21 protein-coding genes are annotated in these 20,564 nt (G+C 50.4%); 18 read left to right on the forward strand and 3 right to left on the reverse strand.

Annotated features, from left to right (window positions below):
- Window positions 1-156 precede the first annotated feature (156 nt).
- Both PG728_RS02710 and PG728_RS02715 read left to right on the forward strand, forming a co-directional pair.
- Window positions 157-1,251: an FAD-dependent oxidoreductase gene (locus PG728_RS02710; RefSeq protein ID WP_270625626.1), complete on the forward strand. Its 1,095-nt coding sequence runs from the start codon at window positions 157-159 to the stop codon at window positions 1,249-1,251.
- Between the two features lie 38 nt (window positions 1,252-1,289).
- Window positions 1,290-1,697: a hypothetical protein gene (locus PG728_RS02715; RefSeq protein WP_079985834.1), complete on the forward strand. Its 408-nt coding sequence runs from the start codon at window positions 1,290-1,292 to the stop codon at window positions 1,695-1,697.
- Window positions 1,698-1,803: 106 nt separating this feature from the next.
- Here the strand turns inward: PG728_RS02715 and PG728_RS02720 are convergent, their stop codons facing one another.
- Window positions 1,804-2,739, reverse strand: coding sequence for an aldo/keto reductase (locus PG728_RS02720; RefSeq protein WP_072509450.1), 936 nt, complete (start codon window positions 2,737-2,739; stop codon window positions 1,804-1,806).
- A 229-nt stretch (window positions 2,740-2,968) separates the two neighbouring features.
- On the opposite strand from PG728_RS02720, the gene PG728_RS02725 reads away from it, so the two are divergent.
- Window positions 2,969-3,799 carry an undecaprenyl-diphosphate phosphatase gene (locus PG728_RS02725; protein ID WP_270625675.1) on the forward strand — a complete coding sequence of 277 codons (831 nt, stop codon included), beginning with the start codon at window positions 2,969-2,971 and terminating at the stop codon, window positions 3,797-3,799.
- 23 nt (window positions 3,800-3,822) lie between these two features.
- Window positions 3,823-4,464, forward strand: a complete 642-nt coding sequence (locus tag PG728_RS02730) for an HAD family hydrolase (protein ID WP_270625628.1) — start codon at window positions 3,823-3,825, stop codon at window positions 4,462-4,464.
- A 32-nt stretch (window positions 4,465-4,496) separates the two neighbouring features.
- Here the strand turns inward: PG728_RS02730 and PG728_RS02735 are convergent, their stop codons facing one another.
- Window positions 4,497-5,336 (reverse strand): RecB family exonuclease, encoded by an 840-nt coding sequence (locus PG728_RS02735; RefSeq protein WP_270625631.1) that lies wholly within the window; start codon window positions 5,334-5,336, stop codon window positions 4,497-4,499.
- A 63-nt stretch (window positions 5,337-5,399) separates the two neighbouring features.
- Here PG728_RS02735 and PG728_RS02740 point away from each other — a divergent pair, with 63 nt between their 5' ends.
- The 14 genes from PG728_RS02740 to PG728_RS02805 all read left to right on the forward strand — a co-directional run bounded on the left by PG728_RS02740 (window position 5,400) and on the right by PG728_RS02805 (window position 19,932).
- Window positions 5,400-6,509, forward strand: coding sequence for a tRNA (adenine-N1)-methyltransferase (locus PG728_RS02740; RefSeq protein WP_270625632.1), 1,110 nt, complete (start codon window positions 5,400-5,402; stop codon window positions 6,507-6,509).
- A gap of 74 nt (window positions 6,510-6,583) precedes the next feature.
- Window positions 6,584-8,125 carry a proteasome ATPase gene (gene arc, locus PG728_RS02745; protein ID WP_270625634.1) on the forward strand — a complete coding sequence of 514 codons (1,542 nt, stop codon included), beginning with the start codon at window positions 6,584-6,586 and terminating at the stop codon, window positions 8,123-8,125.
- 9 nt (window positions 8,126-8,134) lie between these two features.
- Window positions 8,135-9,715 carry a depupylase/deamidase Dop gene (gene dop / locus PG728_RS02750; protein ID WP_270625636.1) on the forward strand — a complete coding sequence of 527 codons (1,581 nt, stop codon included), beginning with the start codon at window positions 8,135-8,137 and terminating at the stop codon, window positions 9,713-9,715.
- A 52-nt stretch (window positions 9,716-9,767) separates the two neighbouring features.
- Window positions 9,768-9,950, forward strand: a complete 183-nt coding sequence (locus PG728_RS02755) for a ubiquitin-like protein Pup (RefSeq protein WP_270625638.1) — start codon at window positions 9,768-9,770, stop codon at window positions 9,948-9,950.
- Window positions 9,951-9,952: 2 nt separating this feature from the next.
- The gene (pafA, locus tag PG728_RS02760; RefSeq protein WP_270625640.1) at window positions 9,953-11,329 is read left to right on the forward strand and encodes a Pup--protein ligase; all 1,377 of its coding nucleotides are present in this window, start codon (window positions 9,953-9,955) and stop codon (window positions 11,327-11,329) included.
- Window positions 11,330-11,331: 2 nt separating this feature from the next.
- Window positions 11,332-12,417 carry a hypothetical protein gene (locus tag PG728_RS02765; protein ID WP_270625642.1) on the forward strand — a complete coding sequence of 362 codons (1,086 nt, stop codon included), beginning with the start codon at window positions 11,332-11,334 and terminating at the stop codon, window positions 12,415-12,417.
- 118 nt (window positions 12,418-12,535) lie between these two features.
- Window positions 12,536-13,306: an imidazole glycerol phosphate synthase subunit HisF gene (gene hisF, locus PG728_RS02770; protein WP_270625644.1), complete on the forward strand. Its 771-nt coding sequence runs from the start codon at window positions 12,536-12,538 to the stop codon at window positions 13,304-13,306.
- Window positions 13,303-13,680 (forward strand): phosphoribosyl-AMP cyclohydrolase, encoded by a 378-nt coding sequence (hisI, locus tag PG728_RS02775; protein WP_270625647.1) that lies wholly within the window; start codon window positions 13,303-13,305, stop codon window positions 13,678-13,680. Before hisF ends, hisI begins: the two co-directional genes overlap by 4 nt.
- Window positions 13,681-13,733: 53 nt before the next feature.
- The gene (locus PG728_RS02780) at window positions 13,734-14,576 is read left to right on the forward strand and encodes an indole-3-glycerol phosphate synthase TrpC (protein ID WP_270625649.1); all 843 of its coding nucleotides are present in this window, start codon (window positions 13,734-13,736) and stop codon (window positions 14,574-14,576) included.
- Between the two features lie 11 nt (window positions 14,577-14,587).
- Window positions 14,588-15,469: a prolipoprotein diacylglyceryl transferase gene (gene lgt, locus PG728_RS02785; protein ID WP_270625651.1), complete on the forward strand. Its 882-nt coding sequence runs from the start codon at window positions 14,588-14,590 to the stop codon at window positions 15,467-15,469.
- A 92-nt stretch (window positions 15,470-15,561) separates the two neighbouring features.
- Window positions 15,562-17,007, forward strand: coding sequence for a pyruvate kinase (gene pyk, locus PG728_RS02790; RefSeq protein WP_270625653.1), 1,446 nt, complete (start codon window positions 15,562-15,564; stop codon window positions 17,005-17,007).
- A gap of 219 nt (window positions 17,008-17,226) precedes the next feature.
- Complete coding sequence (locus PG728_RS02795; RefSeq protein ID WP_270625655.1) at window positions 17,227-17,433, forward strand: hypothetical protein; 207 nt, start codon at window positions 17,227-17,229, stop codon at window positions 17,431-17,433.
- A 306-nt stretch (window positions 17,434-17,739) separates the two neighbouring features.
- Window positions 17,740-19,632 carry a Rib/alpha-like domain-containing protein gene (locus PG728_RS02800; RefSeq protein ID WP_270625656.1) on the forward strand — a complete coding sequence of 631 codons (1,893 nt, stop codon included), beginning with the start codon at window positions 17,740-17,742 and terminating at the stop codon, window positions 19,630-19,632.
- A 153-nt stretch (window positions 19,633-19,785) separates the two neighbouring features.
- On the forward strand, window positions 19,786-19,932 hold the full coding sequence (locus PG728_RS02805; protein WP_270625658.1) for a hypothetical protein: 147 nt from the start codon (window positions 19,786-19,788) through the stop codon (window positions 19,930-19,932).
- A 4-nt stretch (window positions 19,933-19,936) separates the two neighbouring features.
- Here the strand turns inward: PG728_RS02805 and PG728_RS02810 are convergent, their stop codons facing one another.
- On the reverse strand, window positions 19,937-20,458 hold the full coding sequence (locus PG728_RS02810) for a nitroreductase family protein (RefSeq protein WP_270625660.1): 522 nt from the start codon (window positions 20,456-20,458) through the stop codon (window positions 19,937-19,939).
- Window positions 20,459-20,564 lie beyond the last annotated feature (106 nt).

Here is a 20,564-nt window from a genome sequence, read left to right on the forward strand (position 1 = left end):
TTTTTGATAGCGTAAGATAGACTAAAACCGAAGGAATGATTTTTAGATTGCTAACCTCTTGTCTTGCTGCCGGTAGGGTGGCATCTGACAGGTTACGGTCTAATCCGGCTCGCATCTGCTTCATGGGGATACTTGAAGCGGGCAAAGGGAGGTAACGTGGCTAAAGTAGTAGTCATTGGCGGCGGTTATGGTGGTATAACCGTAGCGGGTGGGCTAGATGACGTAGCCGATGTCACGTTGGTCGAACAGAAAGACCAGTTTGTTCATCACGCCGCCGCGCTCAGGGCGGCAGTAGACTCCGTATGGGGACACACCGTATTTATGCCCTACAGCCGGCTACTTGAACGGGGGCAGGTCGTTCACGGAACCTGTATGCGCGTTGATGGTCGCACGGTTTATGTAGCTGGACATGACCCTATCGAAGCTGATTTTCTGGTGTTAGCAACCGGAACTACCTACCCATTCCCTGCAAAACACATGGTTTCCCAAGCTTCGGTTGCAAAGGCTCGTCTTGATCAAACGCGCGATAACTTAGCGCGTGCCAAACGAGTAATGCTGGTCGGAGCGGGTACTGTCGGCGTAGAATTCGCGGGCGAGCTAACCTCCACCTACCCCAATATGAAAATCATTATGGTGGATAAAGAACCCTATATCCTGGGCACTCCTGGATATTTAGATTCTTTGCGCGAAACCATGACCAAGCAACTAGAAGCACGCGGTATTGAACTGGTACTCGGCGCGCCTTTGGCCTATATGCCTCCCACCGATGTGGGTATGCTTTCCACATTCCAGGTGGAAACCCTCGCGGGACAATCCGTAGAAGCCGATATGTGGTTCTTGTGCTATGGCGCTCAAACGTCCTCCGGCTACCTACACGGATCCTATTCCCAGGTTATGCATGCTAATGGCACCGTTATGGTAGATGAACATCTGCGGGTTAAAGACATGGAGAATGTCTATGCAGTTGGTGACATCACCGATGTGCCAGAATCAAAGCGCGCAGATGCTGCCCGCGCTCACGCCCGCGTGGTAATCGCGAATATTCGCGATCAGCTATCGGGGCGTACTCCTTCGACAACCTATGCTCCGGGTAAGGAGTGGGTCATTTTGCCGTTAGGTCCTGATGGCGGGGCCTCACAGCTGGTTGATCCGGACGGTACAACTAGGATTGTTGGACCGGAAGAAACCGCCGAAATCAAGGGTACCGATTTGATGGTAACCATGATTCGCGGGCAACTTCACCTACCCTAAGCAGGAAGGTTGTATAGAAGCTAAGGGGGTAGTCTATCGTGGCTGACCATTTACAGGTGACCTTTGATAGTTTTGTTGCAGCGTTGCAAGCGCATTTAGAAGCTGCCCGGCGAGCAGCTGACCCAGATTCTGACCCACAGGTAGCTAAAGCGAGCCAGGCATTAGAATCAGCCTTTTCTACCTATGATGAAGCGCTCTATTCGCAGCTTGGCTGTGATCTTCCCCTAGATGTGTTTGAATACGAAGATATTGATTCCGACACTCTTTTCGAACATATTAACCGAGTTTTAGATGATGAAGAATCTGATGACTATGACTCAGATTTTGATGATGAAGAATACGACTACGAGGACGAAGACGACTCGGATAAACAGCTAGATGAAGCTGAAGCAGCCCTCCTTGAAGACTACGACTTTGACGAAGAGGACGAGGAAAACGAAGATTAGTTAGCTTTACCGCGCTTAGCTTACCGCGCCTTCCCGCTAACCCTTCCTGGCTCTTGCTTTAGAAGTTTCCGCTATTATTTCAAGTTCGCCAGTTATCTGCTTTGGCTTAGGCACTAACCTCATCAAGTGCCACCCGGATTTGGTGAGGAACATGGGCATCAGCTGCTTTAAGTACCGCCGCAAATTGCCCAGCGCTACGTGCTCCGGTCAATGCGCTGGTAACTCCCGGTGCGTCCTTTACCCAGGCTAAGGCCAATTTTAGGGGCTCCCATTCTAGTCCCTCAGCCCCGGCTAATACCGCTTGGGTTATCGGTTCGTACTCTTTTGAGAGGTAGGGGGCAACGAAGCCTTGTAAATGCTGAGACGCAGCCCGCGAATCGGGGGGAACGCTGGTTTGATATTTACCGGTCAATACTCCTCGCCCTAACGGTGACCAAGCGATAAAACCAGAATCAAAATGAGTGCTTGCCGGCAGAATCTCGTCCTCAACTTGACGATTAAGTAAAGAGTATTCCCCTTGGACAGCAGCAACCTCGTAGCGGTCTTGCCCCAGCAATACTGCCAGTTCTGCCATTGCCCAGGCCGGATAGTTAGACACCCCTACGTAGCGGGCACGCCCAGAACGCAGTGCCATCTCCAGAGCGGTAAGGGTTTCCTCTACCCGCACAAACGGGTCATAGTGGTGTACAAACCAAACATCAAGATAAGAGACTCCTAAACGCTCTAAGGATTGATCTAGTCCGCGCAATAAATTTGCGCGGGAGGCATCAACACTGGGAGGATCTCCTGGTCGCACCCCTGCCTTTGAACAAATAACCAAATCATCGCGGGAAAATTTCTCCTCAAGGAGATTGCCGATGAGTTTTTCTGACTCGCCCTCACCATAGGTGGCGGCGGTATCAATCAGGTTGCCCCCGGCATCTAGGAACATTTGAAGCTGCTGACTTGCTTGCTCAAAATCGGTGTCTCGTCCCCAGGTCAGGGTGCCAAGCCCCAGGGTGGAAACCATCAGTCCGGTACGTCCTAGTCTTCTCTTTTCCATATCCCCAGGTTAAGGGGAATCAGTCTTAGATGTTTTAGGCACGGCGACTAAACTTAAAAACTGTTAGCTACCGAGCTGATTTTTATAGGGATAACCGGTGGCTTAAGGGATTTTGCTGCCCAAACAATGTTGCTAAATACCCCGATTTTTGCCGAAAACTGCCAGGGGTGAGAGAAAACACCCACAGTGGCTGCCACTATTTAGTCTCTAGGCTATAGGCTTGGTGGACGTGGGTATTTTTGAAGCCATAATTATGGGGCTAGTTCAAGGTTTAACCGAGTTTTTGCCGATTTCTTCCTCGGCGCATCTTAGGATTGTAGGGGCATTATTTGGTGATGATCCTGGCGCAGCCTTCACCGCGATTACCCAAATCGGTACAGAAAGCGCAGTTCTTATCTATTTTTGGAAAGATATCAGCCGGATAGTTTGTAAATGGTTTCAAGCTTTCGTCCCAAAGCGTAGCGGGGTAACTCAAGCTGATTCTGATGTGCGCATGGGGTGGATGATTATTGTAGGCTCCCTCCCGATTGGCATTTTAGGGTTGCTAGGTCAAGATTTTATCGAAAGCCAGCTTCGCAATATGTGGATTACGGTTTCTATGCTGGTCATATTTGCTTTAATTTTGGGGGCAGCGGATCGCTACGGCAAGAAAGAAAAAACTTTAGAGCATCTGTCGTGGCTGCAAGCTATCCTTTTTGGTTTCGCGCAAGCCCTAGCCTTAATCCCGGGAGTTTCCCGTTCCGGTGGGACTATTACTGCTGGTAGGCTAATGGGCTTTACTCGGGTGGCGGCGGCCCGCTATTCGTTTCTGCTGGCGATGCCGGCGGTTTTCGCTTCCGGGTTTTTCGAGGCCGCTAAATCAGTAGGGAATAATCCTGCCGGTTGGGGCGCAACCATTCTTGCTACCGTAGTTGCTTTCGCGGTGGGATATGCGGTTATTGTTTGGTTTATGCGTCTTTTGGAAACCAAAACCTTTACGCCTTTCGTTATTTATCGTCTGCTTTTGGGTATCGGGGTTGCTGTGGCGCTGGCTACTGGCGCTTTATCGGCATTGGCATAAGCAAATACGGGGATTTTTCAGCTATGGGCGCGGTTCTTTTTGATATGGACGGAACCTTGATTGATTCCGAACCGCTGTGGCATCGTGCAGAAGCACAGATTGTTGCGGGTTTCAATCAGGAATGGAGTGTAGAGGACGGGCAGGCTTTAACTGGTAACTCACTGTTTGATAGTGCCTGTATTATGATTCAACGCAAGAATCTGCCATTAACGCCGCAGGCGGTGATTGAGATGATGGTCTCGGCAATGCACCAGTTCTATGTTACTCAGGGGATACCTTGGATAGAGGGAGCCAAGTCGTTATTAGGCGAGTTGGCATCGGCAAATATCGCTACTGCCTTGGTTTCGGCTTCCTATGACATTTTGGTTCAGGATGTGTGTCGTAGCGCCCCGAAAGGTTCCTTGAGCATCATGGTGACTGGTTCTGAACCCGGTATCCGGCAAAAACCGTTCGGAGATCCCTATCTGCTCGCAGCTAAACGACTGGGAGTGCCGATAAATGAGTGTTTAGTGGTGGAAGATTCTACTCCCGGACTGAAAGCTGGAAAAGACGCGGGGGCACGCCTGGCTTTGGTAGGGCAACGGGAAGTTAGCGGAATTGAGGCGGCGCGTTTTAGCTCGGTAGGTCAAATGACGCTAAGCGATGTGCAGCGCTTGTTAGCTTAAAGCAGCCCTGCGTCCTTAGATACTAGCTAGCGTCAGTTTACCTGCGTAGATAATAGTTTTTGGACGCCCTCTTCAGAGATTTCGGGCGGGTTTGCCCCCAGGAGTGGACAGTGTGCCCGGTAGTCACACCAGTTACAAAGGGGCGAGCGACGCGGTGGAAAATCCCCGGAGCGCGCTTGGGAAGAAATCTGTTCCCATACAGCCAATATTTCCGCGTTGGTGGCATCTATATCTGCAATCGTGGGGGTATAGGTGTAAACCTGCCGGTCTTTGAGGAATAACAATTGGAGGCGAGCCGGTAAGTCTCCTTGGGTTAAATACCAGATTAGCGCGTAAAAACGGATTTGAAACTGGTAGGGACCGATATAGCGTTCGGCGGGTGCTTTGCCGGTTTTGTAGTCCACAATCCGTACCAACCCGGTGGGGGATATATCTACCCGGTCGATATATCCATGCAGCCTCAGATGGTCTTTATTGGTTACCCGCAAGTATTTTTCCCGGTGAGCCGGGTTCAACCTATCGGGGTTTTCCATTAAAAAATAGTTGGCAAGCAGCTCGCGACAAGATTCTAGGAATTGATTTTCTTCGCTTTTGTCACCCTTAAATAGTTCGGCATACAGCTCGGGATTTTCATCTATAGTGTCCTCCCAGATTTCATAAATCTTCTGGTCAGCGCTTTCAAATCTGCGTTCCTTTGCGGGCAGGTCAAACAGATTTTCTAGAACTGAATGAACCAAGGTTCCTCGCCGGCGCACCGGGCTTTCTTTGGCGGGAAGTTTATCTATCACTTGGAATCGGAACTGCAAGGGACAGTTGCGGAAAGTACCGATACGAGAGGGTGAGAGGGCGGCGGAGTGATCAGCGGAAGTCATACCCTTATTCTAGGACGTTCTGGCGCGCGGTCTGGATAGTTAATAACAGATAGAATAGGGAAAATGAGCTTTAAACTACCAGCAGAGGGCGGCAAAATCCCTCATTCTGTAGCTGAGGGGACAACCCCCAGCCGTTCGCGAGGGGTTTTCCGCCTCGGAGATCGGGTACAGCTGCAAGGAGCGGCGGGGGATTTATATACAGTCACTATCACCGAGAAAGGTTGGTTTAACACCGCTAAAGCCTCATTTTCCCTGGCGCAGTTAATAGGACGTGAAGAGGGGAGCCTGGTTCGCTCCCGGGAGGGGCGGGAGTTTTTAGCTTTCCGTCCTCGCCGTTTGGATTACACCTTATCCATGCCGCGAGGGGCGGCGATTATTTACCCGAAAGACGCGGCTCAAATTCTCCAATCTGCGGATATATTTGCTGGTGCTCACGTTTTTGAATGTGGGGCTGGTTCGGGGGCTCTCAGTATTTCTTTGCTGGAGATGATTGGAGATAGCGGTCAGCTAGTTTCGCTGGAGGCACGGGAAGATTTTGCCGACATTGCCCAGGCAAATGTGGATTTGTGGTTTGGTACCTCTCACCCGGCTTGGCAGCTTCAGCGCGGCAGGCTCGGGCAGCTAGATTTAGTGAGCCTTTACGGAAAGCACTATTTTGATCGGGCAGTCATTGATTTGTTAGATCCTTGGCAATATCTGGATATTTTGCATCAAATATTGGTTCCCGGTGGGGTGCTTTGTTGCTATGTAACCACCGTTACCCAGATGTCTACCCTGGTAGAGTCCCTAAGGGAACATGGGGGTTTCGGGTTTACTCAAAGTGAGGAAACTATGCAGCGTCTGTGGCATACCGAGGGTCTAGCGCTGCGTCCTGAACATCACATGGTTGGTCACACCGGGTTTTTAGTTACTACCCGCAGTTTATCTGCGGGTAGTAGACGTCCGAAAAAACTTGGTTCTACCCCAAAAGAAGCCAAAATAAATGGTGGGCAGTGGGGAGCGGAAGCTAACTGGTCAGAGGTTGAGCTGGGGCAGCGCCGACCTTCTGAACGTAAAACCCGCCGGGTGCGCCGCGATGTGGTTAGGCGCGCCGATTATTGGGTGCGGGGAAACCAGGGTGAGGACGATTGCCCACCCCCGGAACCGGCTTCTAGTTCGCACGCGCCCTCTTAAGGTATTAAACAGCGTATTTATGATGATTTACGGGTTTTTTATAGCCTGGAGAGGCTTTGGGGGAAAGGAAAATAATGCCTAGGGATAGCGCTGAAGATATACAGGCGCTGAAAAGGGAAGTTACTTCCCTTAAGGGGAAGAATCAGCGACTTTCCTCAGCTTTGACTGCGGCTCGCGATCAGGTAGTGCAGCTGCATCAACAATTGTCGCTTTTAGCTAAACCTCCAGCAACTGTGGCGCTAGTGGCACAAGCGCCGATTGTTAAGGGCGAAGTTAGGGTTTTTCTGAGTGGTAAACCGATGGTGCTTCCGCTGCATCCGCAGATTAACCCCGCCCAGCTGCAAGTAGGTTTAGAGGTGCTGGTAAATGCGGAAATGGTGGTCACTAAAATCCTGTCTTACCCCACTAGCGGCACTTTGGCGCAGGTAAGAGAGGTTCTGCCTAATGGGCGTGCCTTGGTGCAGTTAAGTAATACTGATACCGAGGTGGTGCCACTGGCCGCACCCTTAAGGGGAGCGCTTCAGGTGGGAGATTCAATTCTGCTTACCCCTCGCAGCCGGATAGGCATCCAAAAGATTCAAAGAGGAGAAGTCGAACAGCTCTTAGCTCCCCAAATCCCCAATGTTTCCTATCGCCAAATTGGGGGATTGGACAAGCAGATTGAAACTATCCGGGACGCGGTGGAATTGCCGTTTCTCCACCCGGAGCTTTACCACCAATATGGACTTCGCGCCCCGAAAGGTATTTTGCTATATGGACCGCCTGGTTGCGGGAAAACTCTAATCGCGAAAGCGGTAGCCACTTCCCTGGGGAGCAGCGCTAATGGAAAATCTTCCTATTTTTTGTCGATTAAAGGGCCCGAGTTGCTCTCTAAGTTTGTGGGAGAAACTGAACGGCAGATTCGCGCTATTTTTTCGAGGGCGCGTCAGCTTGCCAGCAATGAGCATCCGGTAGTTGTTTTCTTTGACGAAATGGAAGCGCTTTTCCGCACCCGCGGATCTGGTATTTCTTCCGATGTGGAAACGATGATTGTTCCGCAGCTGCTCGCAGAAATTGACGGGGTAGACACCCTATCTAATGTGATTGTTATTGGGGCTTCCAACCGTGAGGACATGATTGACCCGGCGGTGCTGCGTCCGGGCCGACTGGATGTGCGGGTACGGATTGGCCGCCCCCATCTGGTTCAGGCGGGAGAAATCTTTGATATCCATTTAGGGGACTCGGTTCCGCTGCAAAGCGGTGAAGAAACTTCGCCAAGCAGCACCCGCCAGCAGCTTCGCGAGAAACTGGTGGCGCTGCTGGGGGAGGAATCTAGTCGTACCCAGCTTTACGAGGTCGCCTATGAAGATGGGGGACGCGAAATCATTTATGCGGCGTCCTTGCTTTCAGGGGCAATGATTGCCTCTATTGTTGAACGGGCAAAGAAAGCAGCTATTAAAGACTCTTTGCAAGGACGCAAGGCAGTTAGCGGCTTGAGCTGGGCTCATGTTGAATGGGCTGCCTTAGAGGAAATCCGAGAAACCGCCGCTTTGGGCACTTCTAATGACCCGGGAGAGTGGGCTAGAACCCTCGGGGTTAGGGGAGGACGAATCGTTGATGTACGCAGCTTGCAATAGGAGAATCGGATGATAGTTAGTGCTGTTAAACGCCCGATGGGAACCGAAACCGAGTTTGGGATTATCCAGGCAGGGAACATTTATGCTAATCCGGTAGCGATTTCTAGCCAAATCGTTTGTGCCTACCGTGACCATTCGCGTCCAGGCGAAGCCGTTAGCTGGGATTACGACGGAGAAAATCCCCTGCAAGATATGCGGGGTTTTTCGATTAGTCCCCGGGAAGCGGATCCTTCGCAACTGACCAATAATCCCGAGCAGCTGGCGCCTTCCGGTCGCGAACTTAGGGCAGTAGCGCGTCCAAGTCAGCAAGAAGCCGCAATGCCTAAGCCAAGCGCCTGTGTACTTACTAATGGCGCGCGCCTCTACGTTGATCACGCGCACCCAGAATATTCCTCGCCCGAAACCCTAAATCCTCGCCAAGGCGCGCTCTATGATGCGGCCGGGGACGAGATTGCTCGTCGCGCGATGGAGCTGGCAGAGCAAAATGGCGAAAACATTCAGCTTTTTAAGAACAATGTTGATGGCAAAGGAGCAGCCTATGGCACTCACGAAAACTATCTGGTACGCCGTGACCTCGATTTTCATAAACTAGCGCAGTATTTGATTCCGTTCCTAGTGACCCGTCCAGTTATTTGCGGAGCAGGGAGGGTTGGTATCGGGCAGCGTTCGCAAATCCCCGGGTTTCAAATCTCTCAACGCGCCGATTATGTAGAAAACGATATTGGTTTAGAAACCACGTTTAACCGTCCGATTGTTAATACCCGGGACGAACCGCACGCTGATGCGAGCCGGTGGCGGCGGCTGCATATTATTGGCGGGGACGCGAACCGTTTCCACTATTCGACTTATATACGTTTAGGTACTACCGCTGCTTTTCTTTGGTTAATCGAAAACGCCGGTACTGCCCAAATGGGCGCCCTAGAAAACTTAAGAATCATTTCTGACCCGGTGGAAGAAACTTGGGCGGTATCTCATGATTTGACGCTAACCCACCGTATCCAGACCGCTTCCGGCCAGCTCACCGCTTTAGAGATTCAAAACGCCATTTTAGAGACGGTCGATACGATGGTTGTTCAAGCTGGCGGCGCTGATGAGGACACCGCTTCCCTCCTTAATAACTGGCGCGCCCTCTTGAAATCCTTAGGAACAGATCGCCAGCTAGCTGCTCGCCAAATAGAGTGGGTAGCAAAATACCAGTTGCTTTCCCGAATGCGTGAACGTTTAGGGTGCGGGTGGGATAACCCTAAAATCCAGGCATTAGATTTGCAGTGGGCAGCGCTGCGGACGGGAATATTTGAACAGCTTTGCGCAGCCGGAATGGTTGAGCAACTGTTTAGCGCCAAAGAAATATCGCAAGCGGTTTTAGAGCCTCCCCAGGCAGGAAGAGCCTGGGTGCGTGGTATGGCAGTAGCGAAACTTCCGCAGGTAAAGAAAGGATCTTGGCAATCACTGCTTCTAGATTTAGGGGGCGAACACCTTTTACGTTTTCCCTTAGGAGACCCGGGTCGAGAAGTAACTCAAGAGGAAATAGCGGCCTTGCGTAGCGCCGATGCACTGGCATTTGTTAAAACCGCCGGTCAAAAGGTGTGATGGGAAAAAATCGCAGAAAAATCGTAGGCTTAACCCATATTAGGAGGACAAAATGGTTCAGGAACAAATAAATGCCCCCGGCGGGAATGGTGAAAACAGCGAGCAAGATTCGCAAAACGCTCAAGCACAGATAAACGTACCCGCTATTGACGCCCTTTTAGAGCAGATAGATACGGTACTACAAACCGATGCTCAAGCCTTCGTAGAGGGCTTTGTACAAAAGGGCGGACAGTAACCTTGCGAAGAATTTTCGGGATTGAAACCGAGTACGGTATTACCTGCGCTGCCTCCAAAGGACACGCTCCTTTAGATGCGGAACAGGCAGCCCGCCGCCTCTTCAAACCGGTAGTTAATCGCCACCGCTCCTCCAATGTATTTTTAGGAAATGGAGGTCGCCTCTACCTGGATGTAGGATCACACCCCGAATATGCCACTGCCGAATGCGACAATCTGCGCGACCTATTGGCACAGGACAACGCCGGTCAGGCCCTTTTTGCGGATTTGCTGGCACAAGTAAACCAAGAACTCAAAACCGAGGGAATCGATGGGCGCATTCATCTTTTCAAAAACAATCTCGACTCCCAGGGCAATTCCTGTGGGTGTCATGAAAACTATCTTTTGCATCGCTCCGCTGATTTTATGGGCATGGCCGATGGACTAATTACCTTTTTTATTACCCGGCAAATACTGGTGGGAGCAGGTCAGATAGACGAAAATGGCGACTATCATTTTTCACAGCGCGGCAATCAAATCTATGACCCGATTTCGGCTGCCACCACCAGGGCACGCCCTATTATTAACACCAGAGATGAACCGCTCGCGGACTCGAACCAGTATCGCCGGATGCACGTAATCGTTGGGGACTCCAATATCTGTCAAGCCACCACTGCCCTGAAAGTGGGGATGACTATAGCTTTACTTGATGCGCTTGATTGTTCATTGACATTGAACGATTTGGCGGTGGCTGACCCGATGAACGCGATTCGCGATATTAACGCTGATTTATCGGGGATGACTGTGTTGCAGCTGAAACAGGGGGGTTCTTCCAACGCAGTTCAGATTCAAAACTCCATCTATCAGCGAGTAATGAATACTTTAAGTGATGCGGGGGAGTTGGAAGCCACCCGTGAACGGATAACGGTTGCGGGTCTTGATCCTTTAGAACTATGGGGGAGGGCGCTCAAATGTTTTGAAACCCAAGACTTCAGCCCGGTAAATACCGAGCTTGATTGGGTTATAAAGAAGAATCTTTTGGTGCAAAACGCTAAGCGCCTGCAAGTAGCTATGAATTCTCCGGTAATTTCCCGCCTGGATTTGGCCTATCACGATATTGGTTCTAAAGGTTTATCGCCGGTCTTAGAAACTGCCGGTTTGATGCGTCAGTTAATCCCACTCAAAGAGATTGAGACTGCCAAAAGCTGTCCTCCGACTACTACCAGGGCAAATATCCGGGGCACGATTTTGCAGGCGGCAGCCAAACAGCGCAAAGATGTTTCTGTAGACTGGCTGCACGTACGAATTAACGAATCTAAACTTCCTACTGTCACCTTGGGCGATCCTTTTGCCAGTGAGGGGGAAGTTTTAGATAAGCTGCTGGGAGAGCTGCAGGAATGAATATGGACAATCAACCGCCGGTTAAGGATTCTGCGTACCGTTCCGAGGACGAATCTAAAGCTTCCCAGACCCCTGAAACTGTTTTTGGCTCCCCACTTCCACAACCAACCCCGCTGACTCCGCCTAAACGTCCTCACCTATCCCCAATTAAGGTGAACTATCGACGTTTTCCCTCTAGAAAAGCTGAGGTAACCGCAAAAAAGCCCTCCGCGTCCTTACATATTTTGAAATGGTGGTCAGCTTTAGTGGCGATAGCTGTGGTAGCTGCAGTGGTAATTTCCGGGTTTTACCTGTGGGAAGCATATCGCCTAGAGGCTACGACCGGGGTATCTACCGAGTTGAAAATCAGTGGAAATCTGGGAGAACAACCGGTGCTTGAACTGGAAGGACAGTTGCCTTTTACTTTACCGAAATCTCACGCCGTGATTACTGGCACCGGTCCGCTTGTGCAGCAAAGTGGCGACGTGCGGGTAATGGTCAGTGTCTTTGAGGGCGATACCGGCAAGTTTGCTTGCAAGAACGGGAAACCGCATCTGTATGCTGGTAAAGCTAATGCCCAGACTCTGCCGGGAGGACTTTTATCGGAGGTAGTAGACAAACGAGAAGGAACTCGTTTAGTTCTGCGCCGTCCAGCTAGTAATAGCAACGGGAAAACAGCAATGGAAATTGATGTTATCGATATTTTGCCGACCGCGGTTTACACTACCGACATCAAAATTCCACAGCCTGCGGGGGTCAGTTTTAGCTTCCCGCAAGGGCTACCCAAATTTGAGGCAGCCGCACAAACTCGTCCTAAAGAAGCTGCTACTTACGTATTGGTTCCCGGTAACGCCGAGCAGCTAAATCCAAAGAAAAAAGTGATAGCCCAATACGGGGTGTGGGAACTGGATTCGGGTAAGAATCGAGTCTACACCTGGGGAAAGACTGGTCCACAGGAAATCTTGGGGGACAGCGTTTACCAGTCGCTTGCCGAGCAGCTCACCGATTTGCGCGTAAATTCGCGGATTTTGGCGATTATTCCTGCCGATCAGGCCACGGGAGATAGTGCGTTAGCGGTTGTGATGGATGTTTTGGCAGCTGGGGAATGACGGCGTTTAATATCTTTTCTGCGCCGTCTATTGCGCTTTAAGTCCAAGATAAGACGCTTTTTGCTGCCTGAGGTAAGAGTTTTTTACACTGAAAACATAGAGTTGGCAAGGAGGGAAAATGGCGGTAGCGATTCGGGTTATTCCCTGCCTGGATGTAGACCATTCTCGGGTGGTTAAAGGGGTAAATTTTCAAAATTTGCGTGACGCTGGTGACCCGGTGGAACTCGCTGCGCATTACACTGTCAAGGGCGCAGACGAAATCACTTTCCTAGATGTTTCGGCTTCCAAAGAGGGACGCGCAACTATGGTGCAGACGGTGCAGCGCTGCGCCGAGCAAGTTTTTGTACCCCTGACTGTGGGCGGGGGAGTGCGTTCAGTGGCAGATGTGGAACAGCTCCTGGGTGCGGGTGCCGACAAAGTAGGGGTTAATACCGCCGCGATTGCCGACCCGAATATTGTCGATAGAATTGCGAAGCGTTTCGGTAATCAAGTCTTGGTTATTTCCGTTGATGCTCGGCGCTGCCCTGACGGAGTGGAAACCGCTAGCGGATTTGAACTTACTACTCATGGGGGAACCCGTTCTACCGGCATCGATGCCTTGCAGTGGTGCAGTGAAGTCACCTCCCGTGGAGCCGGAGAAATCCTGCTGAACTCAATGGACGCTGATGGGGTGAGGACGGGATTTGATTTAGAAATGTTGGGGCAGGTGCGCTCGCGGGTATCCGTTCCTTTAATCGCTTCGGGGGGAGCGGGCACGGTGGAACATTTTGTCGAAGCGGCGCGCGCCGGGGCGGATGCGGTGTTGGCGGCCAGTGTTTTCCATTTCGGTCATTTAACCATAGCGCAGGTTAAATCGGCGTTAAGGGAAGCGGGGTACGAGGTTCGATGAATGGGCAGGGTTTAGATCCCCAGCTGGCTGCTCGTTTGAAACGTGATGCGGCGGGGCTTATATGTGCGGTGATTCAAGACCATCAAAATGGGCAGGTTTTGATGGTGGGTTATATGGATGATGAGGCGTTAAGTCGCACTCTCAGCAGCGGTCGGGTGACTTTCTGGTCGCGTTCTCGCCGTGAGTATTGGCGCAAAGGTGATACCTCAGGTCACGCGCAGTATGTTAAAGGAGTTCAGATTGATTGTGACGGCGATGCGTTGCTAGTGCAGGTAGAACAAGTTGGTGCTGCCTGTCATACCGGCAAGCGGAGCTGTTTTGAATCCGGGGGGAGCTTGCCCGCACGGATTGGCAAGCGCCCAGATACTAGATAGGGTTTTGGCTTCGGGAGGCAAAAACGTACCATGACCTTAGAGGTGATGCTCTAATGAACGCTCTTGAACGCCTATTGGCGGGGGTGCGCAAAGAGGTTGCGCGACGTGAATCTGAGGTCAGTTTTACCGAAATTAAAAAGCTGGCTGCTCAGCGTCCTACTCCCAAAGATGGGGTGCGGGCGTTACGTACCGAGGGCGCAGTTTCAGTAATTGCAGAGATAAAACGGGCTACCCCAGGGGAGGGTTTTCTTAGGGACTTGCCCGATGTGGCAGCTCTGGCGCGTGCCTATCAGGCGGGGGGAGCCTCCGTAATCTCGGTTTCGACTGAAAAGAACTTTTTTTGTGGCTCTATCGAGGATTTAGTGCAGGTACGGAGGGCGGTTGAAGTCCCGGTGCTCTATAAGGATTTTGTGCTTACTCCCTATCAGGTGCATGAAGCTCGAGCGTTAGGGGCTGACCTAATTTTGATCCTGCAAACTTCGGCAGAACCAATGGTAGTCACCTCTTTGGTAGAGCGGGCTCATTCTTTGGGGCTTACCGCTATTGTCGAGGTGCATTCGCGTTTAGAGGCTTTCCGCGCCCTTGACGCGGGAGCACGGGTAATTGGGGTTAATGCGCAAGACCTTAGAACGCTTGATTTTAATATGGAGAATTTTGCCCAAATAGTTGATGTAATCCCCGAACAGGTGGTTGCGGTGGCAGAATCCGGGGTGGCGAGGCCGCATGACGTGTTTAATTATGCCCAGCAGGGTGCAGATGCAGTATTAATTGGTTCGGCATTGGTAAAGTCGAATGACCCGCAATCTTTGGTGGCAGAAATGGTCGCTGCCGGTTCTCATCCGGCCTTGGCTATTTCTCGCAAATCACGGGTTAGCAAAGATTATCAGCGCGACTAGAAAGTTTTGGAATGAATCCGTTTTTTATTCCGTCCCCCTCCCAGGGAGTTTGGTATTTAGGTCCCCTCCCTATCCGTGCCTATGCATTGGCTATTTTGTTGGGGATTTTTTTGGCTTGTCTTTGGGCATCTCGGCGCTATCAGGCACGGGGTGGAAATCCGGATTTGATTGTAGATTTGGCGCTGTGGGTTATTCCAATTGGGATTGTTGGGGCACGTATCTATCATGTATGTACCAAGTGGCAGGACTATTTTGGTCCGCACGGCAACCCCAGTGAGATTCCTTTGATTTGGCATGGAGGTCTAGGGATTTGGGGTGGCGTATTGGCTGGGAGTATCACTGCTTGCCTGGTGCTTCGTTATCGAGGTCTAAAGATTGCTCCGGTGGCAGATGCGATTGCCCCAACTATTTTGTTGGGTCAGGTTTTTGGTCGTCTCGGTAACTATTTCAACCAGGAGCTTTTTGGTCGCCCCACCACTTTGCCCTGGGGGTTAGAAATTGATTTATCGCATCGACCTTTTGGTTTTGAACAATACGCGACTTTTCACCCCACTTTTCTCTATGAAATGTTGTGGAATCTGGCAGCTATAGCGGCACTTATCTGGATAGAGAGACGTTTTCGCCCTCGTGGGGGAATGATGATGGGGTTCTACCTTTGCGCCTACAGTATGGGGCGCTTTTGGGTAGAAAACTTGCGTATTGATCAGGCGAATCAGTTCTTAGGTTTGCGCCTTAACGTCTGGACTTCGCTACTGGTGTTTGGTTTGGGGATTCTCCTTATCATTTGGTGCAATCGGAAGAGTTTTGATTGTTTAGAGCCCTCGTCCTCGCAAGAGGGTAAAGGTTCTTCTGGGGCAGGTAAAACCGAAAACGCGGAGAGTGCAGGGTTGTAAATATCTCTCAGATTGTCCCGGTAGCAAGGGGCTAACTGAGATTTTTATCTGCTCTAGGTGGAAAGGACGCAGGAACTAGATAGGATAGAGGTATGCGCAGAGCGAAGATTGTTTGTACTTTAGGACCGGCGACGAATTCTCCGTCTCAAATCAAAAAACTGGCTGAGGCCGGTATGAACGTGGCTCGGATTAACCGATCTCATGGTTCTCAAGAGGAAGCGGAAGAAACTATTTCCAATATTCGACAGATGGCGTTGCAAAGCGGGAATGCCATCGCGGTTTTGGTTGATTTACAAGGTCCCAAGATTCGTTTAGAGACTTTCGCTGCTGGTCCGCAAACTTTAGAAAAGGGCGATACTTTCACGATTACCACTCGTGATGTTCCGGGTGACCAGGAAATAGTGGGAACCACTTTCAAGGGTTTACCTGGCGATTGCAGCCCTGGTGATACCTTGTTAATTGATGATGGAAATGTGCAAGTTCGGGTTAAAGAAGTAACCGAGACTGATGTAATTACCCAGGTAGAAGTACCGGGGGTGGTTTCTGACCACAAGGGATTGAACTTGCCAGGGGTCGCGGTTTCGGTTCCGGCATTATCGCCTAAAGATGAAGATGATTTACGCTGGGCTCTTAAACAGGGAGCCGATATTATTGCCTTGTCTTTTGTGCGCAGCGCCGATGATTTTGCTGATGTGAAGCGGATTATGGACGAAGAGGGGATTCATATTCCGGTTATCGCCAAGATTGAAAAACCACAAGCAGTCGAACATCTAGTTGAAATTATTCAGGCTTTTGATGGCATTATGGTTGCGCGCGGTGACTTGGGGGTTGAAATGCCCCTCGAGGCAGTACCGCTGGTTCAAAAAAGGGCGATTGAACTGGCTCGCCGCTACGCGAAGCCAGTTATTGTTGCCACTCAGGTTTTCGACTCTATGATTCACAATCCTCGTCCTACCCGTGCTGAGGCGTCTGACTGCGCTAACGCTATCCTTGATGGGGCAGATGCGGTAATGCTTTCGGGGGAAACTTCAGTGGGGGCTTACCCGATTGAGGCGGTTCGTTTGATGGCTTCCGTGATTTGTAATGTAGAAGAAAACGGTGGTGACCGGATTGCACCGCTTAGCACCTATACTCATGATCGTGCTGGAGTGTTATCGGTTTCGGCGGCTAGAGCAGCTGAAATGTTGGATTTGAAGTTCATGATTGCTTTTACGCAATACGGAAAAACTGCACGTACTATGTCGCGTTTGCGTTCTCCTATTCCCATGTTGGCTTTTACTCCTCTAGAATCCACCCGTAACCAGTTAGCTGTTTCTTGGGGAATTAACACTTATCGAGTGCCTAATGTTTCCCATACTGATGATATGGTATGGCAGGTTGACCAGGTATTACAGGCTCAGAATCTTGCAGAGCGGGGAGATAAAGTAATAATCATTGGCGGGATGCCTCCCGGGGTACCCGGTTCTACTAACTTTATGCGGATTCACACGGTAGGGTTAGAGGCTGATTATCGTCAAGCTACTACCCCCAGCGTTTAGTTTTTTCTACAGTCAGCTATACTAGGTCTTGACAGGTCTATAGTCCCGGTAATAGGGTTTAGGACTTGTCCAGCTTTTTGCAGTTTGTTAAAAGCTGGGTTTCTGGGCAGTGTTTCGGCATTATCCAGATAACTGAAATATAGGGTTTTTAACCCCGGGGTTACCGGTGCGAACAATGTGCCAACCCCGTGAGAAGAAGAAGTGAATGGAGTATCAAAAATGGAAAAAATTAACATTGTTGAGATTGGCACTGGTCGTCAAGCAAATAATCTGCTGGTGAATTCGATATCTGATGCCATCAGTCCTTGGTTTGCAGATGTTTACCAGGATTGCCAGGTTCGTGAAGCGATTGCAGGTTTAGCAGATGAGGCTTTACGTTCGCGTGCTGCCCAGTATTTGGGTTTGCAACTTGACCAGGCTGCCTAGAGCATTGCTGGTTATCGGGGCAAGGAAGTATCTTGCCTTCTAGTTCAAGCAAAAGGTTTCCCGCCAGGGATTTATCCTAGCGGGAAACCTGCTTTTTCTTTATCCCTAATTGCATTGGGCATTTACCCATTGCTTTCCTACCTAGCTCTTTTAGGGGCTAAGAGACTTCGGTTTCGGCACGCTAGGGTTTGGCGTTTAGGTGTTATTACTAATACTCAGTGTCATCGCCCAGATGCTATTTGCTAGTATGGGGCGGTAACTGTTTACGCAAAACTATGATGAGTTTTCTTAGTCAGAAAGGTTGACATGACCCGAAATAGTTTTATTAGCCGGTCAGGAGCGGGCTTCCTGCGGGGCGTTAGCGCCCTGTTCGGTTTGACTTTAGCTCTGGCGCTAATTCCGGCTGCTAGCTTGGCTTATGCCGCCCCCAGTGCAAAATATGCCGGATATAGCTCCCATGTTCCTAGCGTAGTTATCGTAGAGGGTAAAACTACGAAAACCAAGGTAACGGAACGCGCTGGCAAGACTTACCCCGCAGGCATGACATTTAGTTATGTAAAACGGTTTAAAGATTTTTGGGCTCCCATTAATGCCAGCACTGGCGAAATCACTATTGATACCACTAAGACTACTCATGCTTTCACTAATGGAAAAGCCGAGTACACGCCGCGTTTGGATGTTATTTATCCCGACCATGCGCAGTCTAATCCCTCTTTTGAAACTATCGACGCTGGTAAAATAACGGTTTTGCAAGACAGCGATAAAGATGGAGTTCCGGACAGGGACGAAACTGGGGCTGTTAAAGATCAGTGCGCCAATACTCCGGCGGGAGTCAAAATTGATGAGACTAACGGTTGCCCGGTTCCGCCTACCCTAAAAGCTGCAACCGTAACTGGTAAGGTGGGAACGCAAATCGCCAACACCAAGATGGCAATTACTAACGAGGGCAAACTAGCCTTAAAGGCTTGCGAATTTGTTGATGCAGCTAAAAGCGCTGGTCTAAGTGTGGGACTCGGGGTTGATGATGATGCTTGCGTGATTAGTGGTACCCCTACTAAAGCCGGACAAAGCGAGGTAGACGTTAAGCTAAGCTACACAGATGGCAAGAACGCTATTGTTTCGGTTACCGCTAAAGCAACTATCGATATCGCGGATAAAGACAGTGACGGTGACGGTTATCCAGATGCCAAGGATGAATGTCCCCAGAGTCCGCAAGGCGCAACTACCGATAATAAAGGCTGCGCAGTTCCCCCCCGGATGGAAAATGCTACGGTTACCGGAACCGCTGATACCGCGATTAACGAGGTTTCTTTACCAATCGAGAACTTAGGTAATTTGAACTTGATGGAATGCACTGGCACCTTGCCGGAAGGCTTGTCGCTAGCTTTGAACCAAGACCAGAACGCTTGTATAGTCTCTGGCACTCCGAAAGCTGCCAGTGATCAAACCGTTCCGGTTACCTTGAAGTACACCAGTGACAAGGGAACTGAAGAAACGGTCAGCGCTGAGCTGACCCTAAAGATTGCCGAAAAACCGGTCGTAACCCCGAAAGATAACGAAACCTACCAGGACTTGGCTTACGCTGATGCAGCGGTTATGGCCGGGGAAAGCGGTAAGGTAGCTTCCCCTACGGCAAAGGCAGGTAAACTACCACCGAACACTACTTTCCAGCTGACGGCAGATAGTAAAACCAAATTCCCCTGGATTAGTGAAGATGCCGATAATCCCGGCGGATGGAAATTGAATCCCGACGAGGCAGTGCCCGCCGGTGAATACCATCCGCAGGTAACCGTGACTTTCCCAGACCAGTCTACTTTGACTTTGGATATGAAAATTACGGTGACTGCTAAAGATCCGGGTAACCCTGATCCGGGTACTCCCGATCCGGGACAACCAGATCCGGAGAAGCCAGGTACTGATAAGCCGATGAAGCCGGGAACTAATCCTGCGCAGACTGATTCCGATAAAGATGGCATTATTGATGCTAAGGATAAATGTCCCAATACGGCTGCTGGAGTCAAAGTAGATGCTAAAGGATGCCCGATAGCACCTGCTGATAACGCAAAATCTAAGACTGGCGGAAAACAAACCGCTAAGCCAATGCCAGTAACTGGTGGCGTTGCCGGTTCTTTGGCGGCGCTATCGCTGCTAGTAACCGTGGCGGGCGTAGGTCTAGTTGCGTGGCGGTACGCCAAATAGCAGTATTTATCCTTCAAATTCCTGGATAAATAATACTGCTTAATCCAAACGGGTTGGGCGGGGATAATAATCCCCGACCAACCCGTAACTATTTCTAAAAGATGTTCCCGGTGAATACGGCAACGCCAAGTAAATCGTGGTAATACTCTATGTATGGAGCTTTCAGAAGACTTTAAAACTGCCGATGAAATGACCGCAGATGAACTGAATGCTAAACTTGCGCGCAGCTATTTGCAGTCCCTATCTGGTGCGGGACGGGACTACAACTCGGTATTTGATGAGTGCGAGGCCTCGCTCTAAAGGCTTAATCCTGGTGGTTTTCCCACAGTAACTGTTCTAAGGGTTTGCGTTCCCGCTCTTTAGTCAGGCCAGCTGGTTCTTTACCTACGCTGCACATAGTAAACGCCGTGTAGGGAGCGGAAATCTGGAACTGCCGGCTAACTAGCTCCCGGTCAAAAGTGGCGAAAGGCCGCATATGCAGCCCCATGACCTCAGCTTGGAGCAACATATTTTGTACTGCGCTGCCCAAATCGTAGGGACCGAAATCCAGGCCGTGACGAGAGGGATAATCCCGATGGATATTTAGAATCAGCCCGGAAGCATCAAGTGCCCAATCGGAAAAACCGGCTACTGCCCGGCGTAACACTTCGTAGTTTTTGTCGCCGCGAATTCCCGGCACAAACCACCATTCCTGGGTGTTCATTGCCGAGGGCGCCCAACGCGCTGCCTCTAACAGCTGATTCATTTGCTCTTGGCTCAAAACAAAATCCGGGTCGTATTCGCGCGGACTCCAGCGTCCGCTAATGATTTTAGAAATTTCAGTCATGTTTCTATCATAACCAGCCACTCTGAAAACGGTACTGGCAGTAAAAATAAATGGTCGGGGTGACAGTGTGTGGTTTCAGGAGATGTGTCCGTTTTTCTTGGGGTTG

Origin of the sequence: Varibaculum timonense (assembly GCF_027694345.1) — a bacterium.
GTDB lineage: Bacteria > Actinomycetota > Actinomycetes > Actinomycetales > Actinomycetaceae > Varibaculum > Varibaculum timonense_A.

Bases quoted from the DNA above. Each gene is read 5' to 3' on its own strand.
- PG728_RS02720 (WP_072509450.1), bottom strand. From the start codon at position 2,739: ATGGAAAAGAGAAGACTAGGACGTACCGGACTGATGGTTTCCACCCTG.
- PG728_RS02730 (WP_270625628.1), top strand. From the start codon at position 3,823: ATGGGCGCGGTTCTTTTTGATATGGACGGAACCTTGATTGATTCCGAA.
- PG728_RS02735 (WP_270625631.1), bottom strand. From the start codon at position 5,336: ATGACTTCCGCTGATCACTCCGCCGCCCTCTCACCCTCTCGTATCGGT.
- PG728_RS02740 (WP_270625632.1), top strand. From the start codon at position 5,400: ATGAGCTTTAAACTACCAGCAGAGGGCGGCAAAATCCCTCATTCTGTA.
- arc (WP_270625634.1), top strand. From the start codon at position 6,584: ATGCCTAGGGATAGCGCTGAAGATATACAGGCGCTGAAAAGGGAAGTT.
- dop (WP_270625636.1), top strand. From the start codon at position 8,135: ATGATAGTTAGTGCTGTTAAACGCCCGATGGGAACCGAAACCGAGTTT.
- PG728_RS02755 (WP_270625638.1), top strand. From the start codon at position 9,768: ATGGTTCAGGAACAAATAAATGCCCCCGGCGGGAATGGTGAAAACAGC.
- PG728_RS02765 (WP_270625642.1), top strand. From the start codon at position 11,332: ATGGACAATCAACCGCCGGTTAAGGATTCTGCGTACCGTTCCGAGGAC.
- hisF (WP_270625644.1), top strand. From the start codon at position 12,536: ATGGCGGTAGCGATTCGGGTTATTCCCTGCCTGGATGTAGACCATTCT.
- hisI (WP_270625647.1), top strand. From the start codon at position 13,303: ATGAATGGGCAGGGTTTAGATCCCCAGCTGGCTGCTCGTTTGAAACGT.
- PG728_RS02780 (WP_270625649.1), top strand. From the start codon at position 13,734: ATGAACGCTCTTGAACGCCTATTGGCGGGGGTGCGCAAAGAGGTTGCG.
- lgt (WP_270625651.1), top strand. From the start codon at position 14,588: ATGAATCCGTTTTTTATTCCGTCCCCCTCCCAGGGAGTTTGGTATTTA.
- pyk (WP_270625653.1), top strand. From the start codon at position 15,562: ATGCGCAGAGCGAAGATTGTTTGTACTTTAGGACCGGCGACGAATTCT.
- PG728_RS02795 (WP_270625655.1), top strand. From the start codon at position 17,227: ATGGAAAAAATTAACATTGTTGAGATTGGCACTGGTCGTCAAGCAAAT.
- PG728_RS02800 (WP_270625656.1), top strand. From the start codon at position 17,740: ATGACCCGAAATAGTTTTATTAGCCGGTCAGGAGCGGGCTTCCTGCGG.
- PG728_RS02805 (WP_270625658.1), top strand. From the start codon at position 19,786: ATGGAGCTTTCAGAAGACTTTAAAACTGCCGATGAAATGACCGCAGAT.
- PG728_RS02810 (WP_270625660.1), bottom strand. From the start codon at position 20,458: ATGACTGAAATTTCTAAAATCATTAGCGGACGCTGGAGTCCGCGCGAA.